17 protein-coding genes and 1 riboswitch are annotated in these 17,308 nt (G+C 28.2%); of the genes, 12 read left to right on the forward strand and 5 right to left on the reverse strand.

The window, feature by feature from the left end; translation table 11 throughout:
* The first annotated feature begins 150 nt into the window (after nt 1–150).
* Genes RBU61_RS18275 through RBU61_RS18285 form a run of 3 tightly spaced genes read left to right on the forward strand, consistent with a single transcriptional unit; the run spans nt 151 to nt 4,702 of the window.
* Complete coding sequence (locus tag RBU61_RS18275) at nt 151–594, forward strand: MarR family transcriptional regulator (RefSeq protein ID WP_308877106.1); 444 nt, start codon at nt 151–153, stop codon at nt 592–594.
* A 17-nt stretch (nt 595–611) separates the two neighbouring features.
* Nucleotides 612–2,858, forward strand: coding sequence for an ABC transporter ATP-binding protein (locus tag RBU61_RS18280; protein WP_308877107.1), 2,247 nt, complete (start codon nt 612–614; stop codon nt 2,856–2,858).
* On the forward strand, nt 2,855–4,702 hold the full coding sequence (locus RBU61_RS18285) for an ABC transporter ATP-binding protein (protein ID WP_308877108.1): 1,848 nt from the start codon (nt 2,855–2,857) through the stop codon (nt 4,700–4,702). Before RBU61_RS18280 ends, RBU61_RS18285 begins: the two co-directional genes overlap by 4 nt.
* A 58-nt stretch (nt 4,703–4,760) precedes the next feature.
* On the opposite strand, the gene RBU61_RS18290 is transcribed toward RBU61_RS18285, so the two are convergent.
* Nucleotides 4,761–5,966: an aspartate kinase gene (locus RBU61_RS18290; protein WP_308877109.1), complete on the reverse strand. Its 1,206-nt coding sequence runs from the start codon at nt 5,964–5,966 to the stop codon at nt 4,761–4,763.
* Nucleotides 5,967–6,074: 108 nt separating this feature from the next.
* Nucleotides 6,075–6,261: riboswitch (Lysine riboswitch) on the reverse strand.
* Between the two features lie 198 nt (nt 6,262–6,459).
* Here RBU61_RS18290 and RBU61_RS18295 point away from each other — a divergent pair.
* Nucleotides 6,460–6,663 (forward strand): ABC transporter transmembrane domain-containing protein, encoded by a 204-nt coding sequence (locus RBU61_RS18295; RefSeq protein WP_308877110.1) that lies wholly within the window; start codon nt 6,460–6,462, stop codon nt 6,661–6,663.
* A 562-nt stretch (nt 6,664–7,225) separates the two neighbouring features.
* On the opposite strand, the gene RBU61_RS18300 is transcribed toward RBU61_RS18295, so the two are convergent.
* Nucleotides 7,226–7,426 (reverse strand): helix-turn-helix transcriptional regulator, encoded by a 201-nt coding sequence (locus RBU61_RS18300; protein ID WP_308877111.1) that lies wholly within the window; start codon nt 7,424–7,426, stop codon nt 7,226–7,228.
* Between the two features lie 55 nt (nt 7,427–7,481).
* A complete protein-coding gene (locus tag RBU61_RS18305) occupies nt 7,482–8,072 on the reverse strand; it encodes a hypothetical protein (RefSeq protein ID WP_308877112.1) in 591 nt (196 codons plus the stop codon).
* Nucleotides 8,073–8,531: 459 nt separating this feature from the next.
* Here RBU61_RS18305 and RBU61_RS18310 point away from each other — a divergent pair, with 459 nt between their 5' ends.
* From RBU61_RS18310 to RBU61_RS18320, 3 genes are all read left to right on the forward strand, one after another.
* Nucleotides 8,532–9,776 carry a class 1 isoprenoid biosynthesis enzyme gene (locus RBU61_RS18310; RefSeq protein WP_308877113.1) on the forward strand — a complete coding sequence of 415 codons (1,245 nt, stop codon included), beginning with the start codon at nt 8,532–8,534 and terminating at the stop codon, nt 9,774–9,776.
* Nucleotides 9,777–10,161: 385 nt separating this feature from the next.
* A complete protein-coding gene (locus RBU61_RS18315; protein ID WP_308877114.1) occupies nt 10,162–10,863 on the forward strand; it encodes a LytTR family DNA-binding domain-containing protein in 702 nt (233 codons plus the stop codon).
* Complete coding sequence (locus tag RBU61_RS18320) at nt 10,860–12,131, forward strand: GHKL domain-containing protein (RefSeq protein WP_308877115.1); 1,272 nt, start codon at nt 10,860–10,862, stop codon at nt 12,129–12,131. Before RBU61_RS18315 ends, RBU61_RS18320 begins: the two co-directional genes overlap by 4 nt.
* On the opposite strand, the gene RBU61_RS18325 is transcribed toward RBU61_RS18320, so the two are convergent.
* Entirely contained in the window at nt 12,114–12,272 is a 159-nt protein-coding gene (locus RBU61_RS18325; protein ID WP_308877116.1) for a cyclic lactone autoinducer peptide, read from the reverse strand. The genes RBU61_RS18320 and RBU61_RS18325 overlap by 18 nt on opposite strands.
* Nucleotides 12,247–12,825, reverse strand: coding sequence for an accessory gene regulator ArgB-like protein (locus tag RBU61_RS19650; RefSeq protein WP_374212468.1), 579 nt, complete (start codon nt 12,823–12,825; stop codon nt 12,247–12,249). The genes RBU61_RS18325 and RBU61_RS19650 overlap by 26 nt, the downstream gene beginning before the upstream one ends.
* A 262-nt stretch (nt 12,826–13,087) precedes the next feature.
* On the opposite strand from RBU61_RS19650, the gene RBU61_RS18330 reads away from it, so the two are divergent.
* The 5 genes from RBU61_RS18330 (at nt 13,088) to RBU61_RS18350 (ending at nt 17,178) form a co-directional block, all read left to right on the forward strand.
* Nucleotides 13,088–14,035, forward strand: a complete 948-nt coding sequence (locus RBU61_RS18330; protein WP_308877117.1) for a hypothetical protein — start codon at nt 13,088–13,090, stop codon at nt 14,033–14,035.
* Between the two features lie 11 nt (nt 14,036–14,046).
* Nucleotides 14,047–14,667, forward strand: coding sequence for a hypothetical protein (locus tag RBU61_RS18335; protein WP_308877118.1), 621 nt, complete (start codon nt 14,047–14,049; stop codon nt 14,665–14,667).
* Nucleotides 14,668–14,813: 146 nt separating this feature from the next.
* Entirely contained in the window at nt 14,814–15,371 is a 558-nt protein-coding gene (locus RBU61_RS18340; protein WP_308877119.1) for a hypothetical protein, read from the forward strand.
* Nucleotides 15,372–16,326: 955 nt separating this feature from the next.
* Nucleotides 16,327–16,707 (forward strand): hypothetical protein, encoded by a 381-nt coding sequence (locus RBU61_RS18345; protein ID WP_308877120.1) that lies wholly within the window; start codon nt 16,327–16,329, stop codon nt 16,705–16,707.
* A 33-nt stretch (nt 16,708–16,740) separates the two neighbouring features.
* Nucleotides 16,741–17,178 carry a hypothetical protein gene (locus RBU61_RS18350; RefSeq protein ID WP_308877121.1) on the forward strand — a complete coding sequence of 146 codons (438 nt, stop codon included), beginning with the start codon at nt 16,741–16,743 and terminating at the stop codon, nt 17,176–17,178.
* The last annotated feature ends 130 nt before the right edge of the window (nt 17,179–17,308 follow it).

Genomic DNA, 17,308 nt, shown 5'->3' on the forward strand with positions numbered 1-17,308 from the left:
CTATTTATTTTAGCTATAATCATACTAATAACTTAGATGGCTAATTATAAAATAAATTTATATTATATAAATGATTACTTATTGACTATTATAGTACATAGTGCTATTATAATTATTATAATTAGCCGACTAACTAAAAAGGAGGACAACATGGATGTAATAAATAAGGATTCTTTATATTATATATTTCTTGAAATTCTAAGACTTCATCATATTCGTACCCATATGTTACTTGATGAAATAGGAATATACCCAGGACAGCCACCTTTATTATTTATCTTAAATAAAAAAGATGGTCAGAGTCAGAGAGAAATAAGTGACAAACTAATGCTAGCCCCTGCAACTTTGACAGTAATGATAAAGAGAATGGAGAAATCAGGTCTAGTAATACGAAAACAAGATAATAAAGATCATAGAATTTCTAGAGTATATATAACTGAAGAAGGGAAAAAAATATGTAAAGATGCACTAAAGGCAACTAATATAATTGGAGAAGAATGTTTTGGAAATTTTACACCAGAAGAAAAAATCATTTTAAGAAGATTATTAATGGAAATGAGGGATAATTTAGATAAAGCAAATCGCAAAGAATAGAAGATGAGGAGGATAATATGCTAAAACTATATAAAGAATTTAAACCATTTACTCTATTAATATTTATTGTAATAGCATTGCTTTTCCTTCAGGCTAGTACAGAACTTGCCTTACCTGATTATATGTCTAATATAGTCAATATAGGAATACAGCAAAATGGAATAGAAAATGTAGTACCAGAAGTAATAAGAGCTTCTGAATTGGAAAAGATAAATATATTTTTAAATGATGAAGAAAGAGAATTAATAAATAACAGCTATATACTAATAGAAGAAAATAAGGTAGCAGATAAAGAATATAAAGACTACTTAAAGAAATATCCTATCTTAGAAAATGAAGCATTATATATGCTAAATACTAAAGATAAGGAAGATATTGAAGATATGAGTTCCTTCTTAGGAAAGCCTATGCTTATTATATGGGCAATAGAAAATGGAACTCCTGAAGGAATTGGAGCAGAAAATAAAGGCACAAATCCTTTTGCTAATTTACCAGAGGGTACAGATCCTTTCGTGGTGCTGAAAAGTTTACCACAGGAACAACTTCAAGAAATTAAGTCTAGTGTTGAAGAACAATTCAATAACTTACCTGATACCATGATAAATCAGGCTGCCATAAACTATGTTAAGGCTGAGTATGAAAATATAGGTATAAATATAAAAAAGACTCAATCTAATTATATTTTATACATAGGTGGAATAATGTTACTTATTTCACTTATAAGCATGGTTGCATCAATATCAGTTGGATTTCTATCATCTAGAATTTCATCAGGAATTGGTAGAAATTTAAGGAAAAAGGTATTTAAAAAAGTAACTCAGTTTTCCAATAATGAATTTGATGATTTTTCAACAGCATCATTAATAACTAGAAGTACAAACGATATTCAGCAAGTCCAACAATTTACTATGATTATGTTAAGAATTATATTTTTTGCACCTATTATGGGAGTTGGCGGAGTTATAAGAGCTCTTAGAACTAATACTTCTATGGCATGGATAGTAGGAGTAGGGGTTATGGCTATCTTAACATTGGTTATAGTCTTGTTTTCAGTAGTTATGCCTAAGTTTAAAAAATTACAGGATCTTGTAGATAAAGTCAACCTTGTAATGAGAGAAGCTCTTAATGGATTAATGGTAATAAGAGCCTTTAATACTCAAAAAGTTGAAGAAAAGAAATTCGATAAGGCAAATAATGATTTAACAAAAACAAATTTATTTGTATCAAGGGTAATGACTATGATGATGCCAACCATGATGCTTATTATGAATGGGATTATGCTTCTTATAATATGGGTAGGTGCCCATGAGATAGATAATGGAGTAATCCAGGTAGGAGACATGATGGCATTTATTCAATATACTATGCAGATTATAATGTCCTTCCTTATGATATCTATGGTTTCAATCATACTTCCAAGAGCTTCTGTATCAGCTGGAAGAATTGCCGAAGTATTAAATAAGGACTTTATAATTCAAGAACCTAAAAATCCTAAAAAACTTACAAATAATGCAAAGGGAACTTTAGAGTTTAAAAATGTTAATTTCAAATATCCAGGAGCAGAGGAATATGTATTGGAAGATATATCTTTTGTGGCAAAACCTGGAGAAACTACAGCTTTCATAGGTAGTACAGGAAGTGGGAAATCAACTCTTATTAATTTAATACCAAGATTTTATGATGTTACTAAAGGACAAATTCTAATTGATGGAATAGATATAAGAGATATGGATATTCATGATTTAAGAGAACAAATAGGATATATCCCCCAAAAAGGAATCCTTTTTTCAGGAACAATAGAAAGCAATTTAAAATATGGAAAAAATAGAAATGCTACAGAGAAAGATGTTTTCAGAGCCATAGAAATATCTCAAGCTAAGGAGTTTATAGATGCAAAGGAAGAAGGGATTTTAACTGAAATATCTCAAGGGGGAACCAATGTATCTGGTGGTCAAAGACAGAGACTTTCCATAGCTAGAGCACTGACTAAGGAAGCTAAGATATTTATCTTTGATGATAGCTTTTCAGCTCTTGACTTTAAAACAGATGCAGCACTACGAAAAGCCATGAGTGAAGAGGTTAAAGATAAAACTGTACTCATAGTAGCTCAAAGAATAAATACAATAATGAATGCTGAAAATATTGTAGTTTTAGACGAAGGAAAAATAGTTGGGGAAGGAACTCATAAGGAGCTTTTGAAGAATTGTCCAGTTTATAGACAAATAGCTCTATCCCAACTATCAGAGGAGGAATTAGCCATATGAGTGAAAAAAATATAAAAAGAAATACTCCCAGAGGCGGACATATGGGTGGTGGGCCTGTGGGGGCTAGGTTTGAGAAACCTGAGGATTTTAAGGGGACATTTTCAAAGTTATTAGCTTATCTAAAACCATATACATTTAAATTAATTGTAGTAATGATATTTGCCATAGGTAGTACAGTATTTTCCATAGTAGGACCCAAAATTCTTGGTAAGGCTACAACTAAGATATTTGAAGGATTAGTAGCTAAAGTATCTGGGGCAGGTGAAGGAATAGATTTCCAATATATATTAAATATAGTATTGCTTTTAATAGGACTATATGTAATATCTGCCTTATTTTCCTATATACAAGGGTTTATAGTAACTGGAGTGGCACAAAAGGTAAGCTATAATTTAAGAAAAGAAATATCTGAAAAAATAAATAAACTTCCACTTAAATATTTTGATAATATAAGTCATGGAGATGTTTTATCTAGAGTTACAAATGATGTAGATACTGTGAGTCAGACATTGAACCAGAGTATGAGTCAAATAATAACTTCCGCCACTACTCTAGTAGGAGTTCTTATTATGATGTTATCTATATCTTGGCAGATGACTATTCTAGCCATTTTAATATTACCTTTATCCATGGGGTTAGTTATGGCAATAGTTAAAAGGTCACAGAAATATTTCAAGGCACAACAGGAAAGCTTAGGAAAGGTAAACGGACATATAGAAGAAATCTATGGTGGTCATAATATAATGAAGGCTTTTAATGCAGAAGAAGAGGCAGTTGAAGAATTTACAAAGATTAATGGAGAACTTTATAGTTCTGCATGGAAGTCACAATTCCTTTCTGGAATGATGATGCCTATTATGAACTTCATTGGTAATCTAGGTTATGTAGCAGTATCAATTTTAGGTGGATGGTTTGCAGTTAGAAAAACCATAGAAGTAGGAGATATACTTTCTTTTATTCAATATATAAGAAACTTTACTCAGCCTATAGCTCAAGTAGCACAAATATCTAATGTATTACAATCTACAGTGGCTGCTGCTGAAAGGGTATTTGTATTTTTAGATGAAGAAGAGGAAGTAAAGGAATCAACTACGCCTGTTAAATTAGAGGAAGTAGAAGGAAGAGTTACCTTTGAAAATGTTAAATTTGGATATAGTGAAGATAAAATAATAATAAATAATTTTTCACAAAACATAAAACCAGGGCAAAAAGTTGCCATAGTAGGGCCTACTGGTGCAGGAAAAACTACCATAGTAAAATTACTAATGAGATTCTATGATCTAAATGAAGGTAGAATTTTAATAGATGGTAACGATATAAATGATTTTACAAGGGAAAATTTAAGAAATAACTTTGGAATGGTTCTTCAAGATACATGGCTATTTAGTGGAACAATAATGGAAAATATAAAATATGGCAGATTAGATGCAACAGATGCAGAAGTAATAGAAGCTTCTAAATCTGCCCATGCTCATAGATTTATTCAAACATTACCAGATGGATATAATATGGTCATAAATGAAGAAGCAAATAATATATCTCAAGGACAAAAACAACTTTTAACCATAGCAAGGGCAATACTCTCCGATCCTAAAATACTTATCTTAGATGAGGCAACATCTTCTGTAGATACAAGGACGGAGGTATTAATTCAAAAAGCAATGGAAAACCTTATGAAGGGAAGAACATCCTTTATAATTGCCCATAGACTTTCAACCATAAGAGATGCAGATTTAATTCTAGTAATGAAAGATGGAGATATAATAGAGCAAGGAAGCCATGAAGAGCTTCTAAAGAAAAATGGATTTTATGCAGAATTATATAATAGTCAATTTGCAGCATAAGATAAATTCAATCCAATTGATATAAAATTATAAGTGACCAAGGGTAAAACCTTGGCACTTATAATTTAAACTCCCTAGCAATATTAATTATTGCTTTATCTTTATCCTTAGTATTTATTGTATATGATATTCTAATTTCTGAAGTAGTAACTTGTTTAAATTCAATATTATTAGTAACAAAGATTTCAAATATCTTTGCTGCAACTCCAGATCGAGTTCTCATGCCTAATCCTATTACTGAAATTTTGGTTATATTCTCTTCTATATCAGCTTTTATTTCTTTCATTGTTATTTTTAATTCATTAATTATATTGTTTATTGATTTCTTACTGTCTTTGGGAGCAGTAAAAGAAATATTGACATATCCACCTATTGGTGCAGTTTGGCTAATCATATCAATATTTATATCTCTTTCAGATAATTTATTAAATAAGCTATATATTCTTCTAATACAATAAGGTATATTATTAATTGTTACCATCAAATCACTATCACTAACAGTAAGACCTGTAATTACTTTGGATTCCATAGACTCATCATACTCCTTTATATAGGTTCCTTTGTGCTGATCAGTGCTTAATGCAATATAAATAGGCACATGATATTTACATCCTATTTCAATAGCTCTAGTTGCTATGACATTAGCACCTAAACTGGACATCTCAATCATTTCATCATAACTAATATAATCTAACTTTTTTGCATTTGGATATATTCGAGGGTCAACGCCGTAAATACCTTGTACATCAGTATATATTTCACAGGGACAATCTAACTTAGCTGCCAATGCAACAGCAGTAGTATCTGAACCACCTCTACCTAAGGTTGTTATGTCTCCATTATGGCTTATACCTTGAAATCCAGCTACTATGATTACTTTCCCTTCACTTAGTTGTTTTTTTATATTTTTAATATCAATATCTAAAATAGTGGACTTAGTATGTTTGTCATCAGTTGTTATGCCAGCTTGGAATCCAGTTAATGCTATGGCATCTTGTCCTTTTTCTTTTAGTGATATAGCTAAAAGGGCTGATGTAATTTGTTCTCCTGTAGATAAGAGCATATCTAATTCTCGTGCACTAGGGTTTTTAGAAATTTTCTTTGTCATTTCAATAAGGTTGTTAGTAGTTTTTCCCATGGCAGAAACAACAGTAACAATATCAAAACCAGATTTTTTGCGTTCTATAATAAGATCAGCTATAAAATTGATTTTATCAATTGTCTCTACTGATGTTCCACCATATTTCTGTACTATAATGGGCAATTAAATCACTTCCTCTATTTAAATTAAAAAAACAGTCATGAGTAAAAGAACTCATAACTGTTTTAGTTGCAAAGATAACAAACTAAAAAAGCATATAACTTTTACCCTGTGTAATATAGCACTCTACTAGAGACTGGGTAATCAACTAATGGCAGTGATGTATCTATTAAATACATCCCCAACATATAATTCTAGGGGAAATTATATATTTCGGCAGTTACACCTTTTTTATAGGAATAGGATTCCCTAAATCTAACCTATAATACTAATTGCAACTGCATCCTCTATATTACAACTAAAGCTATGAAATTGTATTTTTAAAAGTATAGCATGTACTAGGGAAATTGTCAAATTAAGATTTTGAAATAATAGATAATATTTTAAATCTATGAATTATTAATATAAATAAGTTATTAGGCCAAAGGCATATTTAAACACTATTTCAAAATTATTAGGTTATTTAAAGTCATATACATTTCAACTAATCGTAGTAATGACTGAAGTAGCACAAAGGGTAAGCTATAATTTAAGAAAAGAAATATCTAAAAAAGCAAATAAATTTTCACTTAAATATTTTGATAATATAAGTCATGAAGACGTATTATCTAGGGTTACAAATGATGTAGATACTGTAAGTCAGACCTTGAAGCAAAGTATGAGTCAAATAATAACCTCTGCCACTACTTTAGGCAGTTAGAAAAACCATAGAAGTAGGAGATATTCTTTCCTTTATTCAATATATAAGAAACTTTACTCAACCTATAGCTCAAGTTGTTCAAATATCCAATGTTACAGTAGCTGCTGCTGAAAGGATATTTGTATTTTTAGATGAAGAAGAAGAAGTAAAGGAATCGACTACACCTGTTAAATTAGATGAAGTAGAGGGAAGAGTTATCTTTGAAAACATTAAATTTGGCTATAATGAAGATAAAATAGTAATAAACGATTTTTCACAAAATATAAAATATGGTAGATTAGATGCAACAGATGCAAAAGTAATAGAGGCTTTTAAGTCTGCCCATGCCCATAGACTTTCAACCATAAGAGATGCAGATTTAATTCTAGTAATGAAAGATGGAGATATAATAGAGCAAGGAACCCATGAAGAGCTTCTAAAGAAAAATGGATTCTATGCAGAATTATATAATAGTCAATTTGCAGCATAAGATAGGATTATAAATATAAAAAACATTACCCCTTGATATTTTATTAAGGGGTAATTTTGCTAGTATCTTTAATGAAAATTGATGTAAGTAGCTTTATATCCTTAAAATTAAATCATCTATCTTAACACCTAAAACTTCTGCCAGCAAAACCACCTTATTGAAAGCAGGATTCTTCTTGGTTCCTCGCTCTAGTTCTTCAATATAAGATTTAGAGATATGAGTGAAATTTGATATATCTAATGTAGTATATCCTTTGCTGTTTCTTAGTTCTCTTACCTTCGAACCATTTAACATAAAAACCCTCCTCTAAAATACTATATTTAATTATACTTAATATAATTTAAAACTATTACGCAATTCTAAAATCATTAAACAATTTTTCTGTATGATTTTTTATTATATTTTCTATTTCAAACCAGTTATTTACACGTGTAACTCTTTCTGGTATCGGTCCTTTATTATAGTTACAATCTATAAGAAGTACTTGGAATCCTGAATCTGACAATTGTATAGCATTTTCATATCTGTCTTCTATAAAAATATCACAATTTAAGTCTTTGGCAGTTTTAACTTTATTGTGAGAACCCAATAAGGTCAAAGAATCCATAGGTATATTGTAGTAGGAAAGCCACATAAGGGTTACAGCTTTCATTTGTTCTTCTCTTGCAGTTACAAAATGAATTTGATGATTTTTATATAAATTATCAAGAACCTGTTTTACACCCTTTCTGGCTTTAGCCTCAAGGTGTAATGTCTCACCATATAAAGCATAAAACAAATCATAAGATGATCTATCTATTCCTAAAACTTGGTGTATTTCATATACTGTCACATCTTCAGGTGTAATTTTAGTGTTGAAATAGGTGTTTACCATAGGAATCCAGTCATAAGCTTCAGTAATAGTTCCATCAATGTCGATACATAAGTTTAAATGTTTCATCACTATCGCCTCCATATATATTGTAACTTAATTATATAATATAAATATAAAGTCTCTTTTAACAACAAGTTAAGTTTAGGTAAAGGGTTTAAAAAAAGATATAAAGTTATTAGTCAATCAATATAAAACTAAAATATATACTTTTTATTTTCAATATTTCTAAAAATAGAGAAGAGACAGATGATTTGTTTTGAGATATGTGGATAAAAGTATTCTCTAGTATTGATTCCTTAATTCTATTGAAGTTAGAATATGATGAAATGTGTGAGTTGTAATATAGATATAAGAAATGATTGGAATTATTGTCCCAATTGCTCCAATAAATTATAAAATTTTCAAGAAATTCACAGCAGTATTAATAAAAGGCCTTTATATAGGGGCTTTTTATGTTGTGGAAAAGTGAAATCAACTATATAATTAAATTACTATGCCGAAATAGATATATTAGGGGGTGATAAAATGATAAGGGATTTGAAAGAAAAATATCTGTCTCTATGGTGGGATACAGAAGCAGATTTACATATGGAAAATAATAAAATATCTCTCATAGAAAAACTGACAAATGAGAGAAGAATAGAGCAATTTAGAAAAGAACTTTTTAAAATCTTAAAAAAAGCTCCCAATAAAGATGAGGAAGAATCATGGAGAAAGTCCATATTGACACAGATAAAAGATATGGAAATGAATATATTAGGGAGTAGAGAAAGTATAATAGATTTTTTTATTGATAGTGGCTATGCCAGTGTGACAGAAGATTTTATAGATGAAGTAAAAGAATTTGATCCCCAAATACATGTCTATGATATATTTCAGGCAATTAGGAATGTGTGGATTATGAATAGTATACAGATATTATTCGATATGAAAGTTAAGTTAACGCCCTCAATATTTTCATATAGTATGTTATATCCTTATAGTGATAATTATTTAGATGATTCCAGTATTTCAAATACAGATAAGGTAGAATTTAATAAAAGGTTTAGAAAATGGATATTAGGAGAAGAGGTTAAACCTTTAAATTGTAATGAAGAGCGTATTTATAAATTAATAAAAAAGATAGAAGAGGAATTTGAAAGAGATATATTTAAAGGGTTGTTCCAGAGTTTATTAGATATTCATAGTGCCCAGGTAAAAAGTCTTATACAGCAAAGAGAAAAAACATTACCCTACGAAAAAGACATAATAGGAATTACCTTTGAAAAAGGTGGAACCTCTGTATTGGCAGATGGATATTTAGTTAGGGGAACCTTAGAAAAAGAAGAAGCTGAATTTATGTTTTGCTATGGAGTATTTCTTCAAATAATAGATGATTTGCAAGATATAGAAGAAGATTACAATAATAAACACATGACCATATTTTCTCAAATAGATGGAAAATATCCCTTAGATAGAATTATAAATAAATTAATAAATTTTATTGATGAATTCTTTAATAAGGAGCTTGTCTTTGTTTCTGAAGAGGCAGAAAAATTAAAGAAAGTAATACAGGATTGCTCTAGGATTATGATATTTGAAGCTATATCTAAAAATAAAAAAAGATTTACTAAAGAATATATAAAATCAATAGAGTCCTATTCAATAGTTAGATTTTCTTACTTTAAAAAGATTAAGAAGAAATTCCAAAAAACATTTTCCCAAGAGGATATTATTAGAATTTGCAATATATTAGGTAACAGTAAATTAGAGATAGACATAGGAATATGACAGTAAAATTTGGGCTATTATCAGTCCAGATTTTATATTGTAGGGTGAAGATATGAACGATATGACTTTTAAATTCCAAACTCTTTTGCATAAGTTACAGCTCCACTTATGGACTTTGCACTGTCCTGCAACTTAATTGCCATAAAGTTAGGACAAGGTATACCCTCAGGAACTTCAATACCAAATTGTTCTGCTGGAAGATAGCCGGGGCGTGGATAATATACTCCATTTCACGCTATAATATCCTATAATATTTTTTATGACTTGTAAACATAATGAAATACCTCTGGAAACTATATAATAGCTTTAAAGTTCACTTCATAATGGCTAATAAATATGGTAGGATAGAAGATAGTATATAGTTTAACAATAAGAGGTGATTTAGATGTCTAAGATATTAATTGTTGAAGATGAACCTATAATTGCAAATGGATTGGCAGCAATGATTAACTCTATAAACAGCAAAATAAATATTACCATAACTGGCTATGCCAAAGAAGCCTTAAAATATGCAAAGGATATTAATTATGATGTATTTTTACTAGATATTCAACTGAAAGATTATTCAGGATTTGAATTAGCTAAAGAAATACGAAATATTAACAATTATAAGCTGACACCAATTGTATTTATAACTGCTGTACCAACTAGAGAATTAATGGCATTTAAAGAAATACATTGCTATGACTATATTGTAAAGCCATTTAAAGAAGAAACAGTAAAAACTATTTTAGAAACTATAATCAATTATGGAGTAATAAAAGAAGAGGATACCTACCTAAAATTAAAGCAAAAAGAATATACTTATTTTATAAAGCAGGATGAAATCATTTATATTGAGTCTCAAAATAGAAAAATATTTATTTCAACAATAAAAGAACGAATAGAATTATCCACATATACTTTAAGTCAATTATTGAAAGAGCTAAATACTAATTTTATACAATGTCATAGGGGTTATATAGTTAATATCAATTATATTGAAAAAATTGATAAAGGTAACAATGATATTTATATTAAGGGTGCTGAACTTCCCATTTCCATTGGCAGAAAGTATAGGGATTTAATAAGGAGTAAGTTGAAATGAGATTAGTAGGATTCTTTATAATGGCTATATTTGATATTATAAATCTTATTATAATATCAAGAAAGTTAGTTGGATCCACAAAAAGTAATAGGAAGAAAATTATAATATTTATTTTAATATTTTCAGTATTAATGGCATTATCTAGAAGATATTTACCTTGTAAATATAATATTCTAATAGCACTGGTTTTAATTATGACTATTATATTCATACTATATAAGCAAGACATCGAACAAACTATTTACATAAGTATAATTTGTATAATAATTATCTTATTGATTCAATTTATGATTGTGGGTATATTGCAAATTTTATTTATGGATATAAAATTGAATTTTACACATGGAATAATTGCTCAAATTATGGGATTCTTAGGTATTATTTTAGTAAGCAGATATATACCTCTCAATTATCTATATAGATATGTTCTTATGAATAATAAGGTATTCAAGTATATAACACTAAATATATTTGTTCTATTAGTATCCATGCTATTATATTGGAATATAGATATTGATGGTGCTTTAAAAAATATAGTCATCATAGCAGTAATCTCTTTAGGAATTATATATGTTAATTTTGTTTTAATAAAAAATGGACTTAAAAATGAGTACGAGCAACAGCAACTACAAACTTATGAAAAATATATTCCAGTTATCGATGAACTAATTCAAGAGTTAAGAATCAAGCAACATGAGTTTGATAATCATATCCAGGCACTAAATATGATTATCTTTACAAATATGGATTATGGAAAAAGGATTAGAGCTATGGAAAATTATATGAATGATATAAAAGGAAACAATAATTTAGGAGATTTGATTAAGCTTGATAACAAGGTGTTGGCAGGTTTTTTATATAGTAAGATAAAAAATGCTGAAGAATTAGGTATTCAATTTGAAATACTAATAGAGGACTATGGATTTAAACTAAACCTAAAGGACTATGAAATAATAGAGACAATAGGGAATTTAATAAATAATGCTTTTGAGACAGATATAGAAAATAATGTTGTTATACTTAAATTAAAGAAAGAAAAAGATATGAATGTTATAGAGGTTAGAAATAAGCATCCATATCTAAAAAATGAAAATATAAATAGAATATTTAATAAAGGCTTTAGCACAAAACTAGGAAACAGAAGAGGTTTTGGCTTATATAACATTAGAGAAATAGTAAAAAAATATAATGGTAATATAGAAATAATGAATGAAATATATAATGATGATAATTATATTATATTTAGAGTTCTATTTGTCAGTAATTGATTTTTTCAGAGAATCAGGGCATTCAGGTTCTCCCCAAAGGAAAAAAGAAGCTGTATTAACTATTGTCATTGGTGCTAATAGAATTAGTAAACTACATAGGACCTTAAGGAATTTTTTAAAAATTGATCTTTTTTCTTTCATAAATTATTATCCCCTTTGCTATTAATAATTGAATAGATTGTAATGCTATGACCCATACTGAATTGATAAAGTATGGGCTTTTATGTATAAAAAAATACATTCCAAAATATATAAGGATCGATACTACCCCTATTAATCTAAATTTTTGCCTTTTTTTATGAGGATAGTCAGGTCTGGATTCCCCACAAATAGGAGCAAATATAATAGTTGTGAATAGGGAAAATATGAATAAAATAAAGGCAATTCTAAAGTTAAGATTTATATTGTATTTTAAAAGTATAATTATGTAAAAGAAAATTCCGCTAAATATCAAACATTTAGCATATGTTCTAAAATGCAATCCCCCTGTGAATAATCTAATAACCAATAAAACTGAAGAGCAATAAATAAAATCAGTGGACTTACCCGATATCCAAAATAGAAAAAATAATATAGTAAACTTTGAAATTTCTCCTATGATAAACTCCAAAGAATATTTTAGTTTAATACTATCAAGTTCATCAAAATTGAATTCCCTTTGAAAATACTTATGCAATCTGTCAATTAAAATCATTGTAATCACCTAGAATCATTATTGATGATAATAATATCACAAACTATAAGCTTTTAAATATCAAATGGATGAACGACATATATATCTGCATGAATAACATATTTTATAAAAATATGTAGTTTATGTGGATTAGATTGTCGTTTAGTCAAAAAGTATTGTAAAGAAAGTTGATTTTGGTAATATGAGGATAATTAAGATATCTTAAATAATACAGTTGACCAAATATATATAAAAAATATAATATAAAGGGAGATATGAGGTTATGAGAAAATTAGTTAGTTTGATAATGGCAATGGTTATGCTGCTATCTTTTAGTAGTGGAGTTTTGGCAGAGGTAGTTATTTTAAATAGTTATTCAGAGTATGATGATGTTGAATTATTGAAAGAAGTCATTTCAAATATGAATGAATATGAAAAATCATTATTCTTTGAAATGATACAATCAAGTGTTGAGGAACAACAGTTTTACAGGGATAATATAGATAATAATTATAGAGTCAATTATAAGACTAATATTAAAAGTGATAATATAGATATTAATAGTATCAATGGAGTATATAGAGCAGCTAGGAGCAATAAAGATGCCTCCATACGAAATGCCATAAATACATTTAATGCTGGGATTGTTACATTAGGATTGTCAAAAACTGCTGTTATGTTGTTTAAGGCAACGGCAGTCAGTTTGGGAGCTGCTATTGCAGATGGTCCACTACCAGCTGGAGATGCTCTATTTATAATAACGGGAACCCTTACAGTTGCTTATTTAGCTGCTAATTGGAAAGAAATAGGTCCAAAGTGGAATAGTATAGATAGATTATTTAAAACATCTTTTTCCATGGCTTCATATGCAATAGGACAAGCAATGAGGGATTTAAAAGCAAAAGTCTTGGATAAGGTAAGTGAAAAATCGGAGGATAGAAAATCTGAGGGAGAGATTTCGGATTCAACAGAGAAAGAAGTAAAAAGAAAACTGGGAAGTGAAGCATTAAAGAAATTTAAAGAAGCAGTCAAAAAAGGTCTTGTAGGATCAACAAATGAATCGGGTATAAAAAGATTAAAAGGTAAAGGTATACAGATAGGAAGAACCTATTATGAATATGAACTAAAAATATTGGGAAAATATGGAGATTTTAGATTACTAGGAAATAAAGATCCCCGTGGAAAAATTATATTCACAATTTTAACAGACCATAAATATAAAAAAATGTAAGAGGTTAAATTATGTATATAGGAGAATTATCAACTTTAATTAAAAATAATAGCTTAGAAGATTATACAATAGAAGAATTTAGTAAATTTTTAAAGGAAGAGGAGACTATAAAAAAATACTCTTTAAACAATTATAAAAATACAGAAATACAACTCGTTGACTTTAAATTAGTGAAAGACTTAGATGATTTTAGAATAATAATAACATATCATTTAATAAATTTAGATGATGAAACATGTCAAGGAATATTATCATATTCTAAGGAATACTTTTTAAGAGAATTAGAGAAAAGCTTGGATATTAAAAGTGTTATAATTACAAAATTTCAAAATTGGATAGAAAAGCAATCTAATTTAAAAAAGCATTTAATAGATGGATTAAAAAGATATTATGAAAACTGGATGATTGACTGTAAAGATGAATATGAAGAAAAAATGGGAGGTATATGTATTGATGAATTAAACTATAAATTGGGGAATATAGCTTATCTTGAATCATATTTTATGTACCAAGATGGTTATCAAGATACGTTTATAGTAAAATTAGATGTATATTCAAAGGATAGATTGTTAAATTCTTACTATATGGAATTTTCCATAGATGGAGAAGTGTTAGATGACTGGATGGATTAATATTTTTAAAACTAATTAGATCCTTGAGACTACTTAATAAAAAACAATATTTAAAAGATTGTTGAGGATTGTCATAGATTTGGTAGTATTTTTATAATTTTGATTACGCATTGCTGGTTTATAAATTAGAAAAAGGAGTTATTTTTATGTTTTATATCAGTAATAAAGGAAGTTTTATATCTTTATCATATGTATTGTTGTATTTAGAACAAATTAAATATTTTACAGTAAGTGAAGAAGGCGTTTTAACTTGCAATGAGGATGGAAATAATCCACGCTTTAAGGAATGGATATATTCAGATGAGATACAGTATCAAACATTTTTAGAAGCATTAAAACCATATAAGATAAAGAAATTTTCACCTAGGGAGTGGTTTATGCGTTCAGAAGTATCTGATAGATTTAAAAACCAATATTTTTACCGAGTATTAGTATATGAATTCAATGAAACTACAAAGCATATTTTACTTAATAATACTTCAAACGTAGTATTTAGAGACAAAGAAAATAACTTGCTATATCTTCCACAAGATTTATGCTTTTTTGATAAGGAAGGAAAATTGCTTATGGGAACTTTGTCACATGAAGATATTGCTGCAATAATGGTAACAAGGCCTTTAGATAACAATGAACTTTTGAAATATGGATTATTTCCAACTGGTAAACAAGTAGTGATTCCCGATTTAGATTGTATTAATTTATAAATTTATTAATAAAAATTTGGCAAGCTTTTATTAATAAAACTTTCAATAGTTAAGGAAATATTAAATGATTTGATAAAGTAATATTTTTAAAACGAATTAAATCTTTGAAACTACTTGATAAAAAACAATACTAGTGCCTCCTCATTTAAAGGAGGCACTAATATTGAAAAGCATCTGAAAAAATTGTTGAGGACTGCTATAGAGTTGATAGTGAAGCTAAATCGAGATATTGGAAATATTATCATGCAATTAACTATCCCAAAGCTCAATATTGGTTTATCGGATATTAAATTTATTAAGGAGCTTATGAACAGAACTAATTACAATCATAATTTATAATTATTAAAAGGAGATATTATTGTGAATAAGATGTTAGAATTACAAGAAAACATTGAACTTGAAAAGTTTTTTGAACTATTGGAGTTATGTTTTGAAGTGTCCACATATTTTTGATTTACAGAAAATCCACTTGAGAAATATGAAAAATCAATAAATCATGCTAACTTTCTAAAAGCACTTGAACCTTTTCTTATAAAAACAATAAAAACGACCCATTGGCATCGTTATTATACTATAGAGAAGAATAAAAAAACAATACATATATATAAAGCTAATAAAAAAGCTAAAGAAATAATTAAAAATAATTTCGATAACTTATTTTTAGAGGAACGAGTTAATGGAAAACTTACTAGTATCAAAGACTTGCCAGAGGATGTATGTTTTTTTATTAATAATAAATTGTTATTAGGAACTGTTTCACATGAATATATTTGTACAGCATATCTTTTTTCTTCCAACTATATATAAAAAAATAAAGAAATTAGGCAAATGGAGACGCAAGAAATATTCAGATGAAGAGCAAATAATACTAGATTTATAAATAAAAGTATTAAGTATATTCTAGAATTATGGTAATAAGCCATTTGAAGGACAAAGATATTAGGGTGGCGTTAAAATGTATACTAAATTTAATGAGAATTATAAATTAGAGAAATGGTATCCTGCTAAGTATAGTGATCTATGCTCTATGCATGATATTAGGTCTATAAAAGATTTAATAGAAGGATTATTTATAGAGTTAGTATCGGATTCAATTGTAGACTCGGAGAATGAAAAATATGAAACCATATATATATATTGGCCAGGGAATTACGTATCTTATATGGTTAGTGAAAGTGGAGCAAGAAATTTAATAAGTTTAGATGAAAATAATCATAGATGGACATTTTTTAAGATCATGGACTCTAAATATGTAGATTTTATAGCACCTTATGAACCACAAATACTGGATTCAAGTAAAAAACCTATAGCAGGAGAAAAAGACTGGGAAGAATAATAAATATTAAATAAAATATTGTTATAGGAGGAATTGATTCTGAAAAATAAAAAGTTTGATGAATATGGTCATTATATTGATGAAGAAGGTAATGTAATTGATGAGACTGGCAGAGTTTGGGAAAAAGAGGATAGCTGGTATAGAATTGGTTTATTTGAATTGAATTGTGGGATTATGGGGGATGATGAAACTGAAGTGCCTTCCTTTTGCAAATATGGTAGAGGGAAACCAGGAGATTATTGTTTGGAAAACTCATGTACTCATCTTTTAACTTGTACAGTTCCATTTACCTTAGCATATACAAATAAGTATGGATATATGAATTGTGATGCAGGGTTTCCAGAAGGAATTTATTTTGAAGACGAGATAGATGAAAGAACAAAAAAATTACTTAGTATTTGGGAAGAACTTTGTCATAAGAAAATAGATGAAGCTGAAAAGGAATATAGTGACAAAGTAAAGCCTCTTTAAATTATTTTGAAGAAGAAAATCAAAGGAGTTTTATTAATGACTATGGATCAAAACATTATAAACTTTATAATAAGAAAAATTAGTGTTATTATATATGTATTTTATCGTTTTTATAATATTATAAAAACGA

This window comes from Tissierella sp. MB52-C2, assembly GCF_030931715.1.
Lineage (GTDB): Bacteria > Bacillota > Clostridia > Tissierellales > Tissierellaceae > Tissierella.

Excerpts from the sequence above, each read along its gene's own strand:
- RBU61_RS18300 (WP_308877111.1), bottom strand. The coding sequence starts at position 7,426 with ATGTTAAATGGTTCGAAGGTAAGAGAACTAAGAAACAGCAAAGGATAT.
- RBU61_RS18285 (WP_308877108.1), top strand. The coding sequence starts at position 2,855 with ATGAGTGAAAAAAATATAAAAAGAAATACTCCCAGAGGCGGACATATG.
- RBU61_RS18325 (WP_308877116.1), bottom strand. The coding sequence starts at position 12,272 with ATGAAAGAAAAAAGATCAATTTTTAAAAAATTCCTTAAGGTCCTATGT.
- RBU61_RS18335 (WP_308877118.1), top strand. The coding sequence starts at position 14,047 with ATGTATATAGGAGAATTATCAACTTTAATTAAAAATAATAGCTTAGAA.
- RBU61_RS18330 (WP_308877117.1), top strand. The coding sequence starts at position 13,088 with ATGAGAAAATTAGTTAGTTTGATAATGGCAATGGTTATGCTGCTATCT.
- RBU61_RS18305 (WP_308877112.1), bottom strand. The coding sequence starts at position 8,072 with ATGAAACATTTAAACTTATGTATCGACATTGATGGAACTATTACTGAA.
- RBU61_RS19650 (WP_374212468.1), bottom strand. The coding sequence starts at position 12,825 with ATGATTTTAATTGACAGATTGCATAAGTATTTTCAAAGGGAATTCAAT.
- RBU61_RS18340 (WP_308877119.1), top strand. The coding sequence starts at position 14,814 with ATGTTTTATATCAGTAATAAAGGAAGTTTTATATCTTTATCATATGTA.
- RBU61_RS18310 (WP_308877113.1), top strand. The coding sequence starts at position 8,532 with ATGATAAGGGATTTGAAAGAAAAATATCTGTCTCTATGGTGGGATACA.
- RBU61_RS18345 (WP_308877120.1), top strand. The coding sequence starts at position 16,327 with ATGTATACTAAATTTAATGAGAATTATAAATTAGAGAAATGGTATCCT.
- RBU61_RS18295 (WP_308877110.1), top strand. The coding sequence starts at position 6,460 with ATGACTGAAGTAGCACAAAGGGTAAGCTATAATTTAAGAAAAGAAATA.
- RBU61_RS18315 (WP_308877114.1), top strand. The coding sequence starts at position 10,162 with ATGTCTAAGATATTAATTGTTGAAGATGAACCTATAATTGCAAATGGA.
- RBU61_RS18280 (WP_308877107.1), top strand. The coding sequence starts at position 612 with ATGCTAAAACTATATAAAGAATTTAAACCATTTACTCTATTAATATTT.
- RBU61_RS18275 (WP_308877106.1), top strand. The coding sequence starts at position 151 with ATGGATGTAATAAATAAGGATTCTTTATATTATATATTTCTTGAAATT.
- RBU61_RS18320 (WP_308877115.1), top strand. The coding sequence starts at position 10,860 with ATGAGATTAGTAGGATTCTTTATAATGGCTATATTTGATATTATAAAT.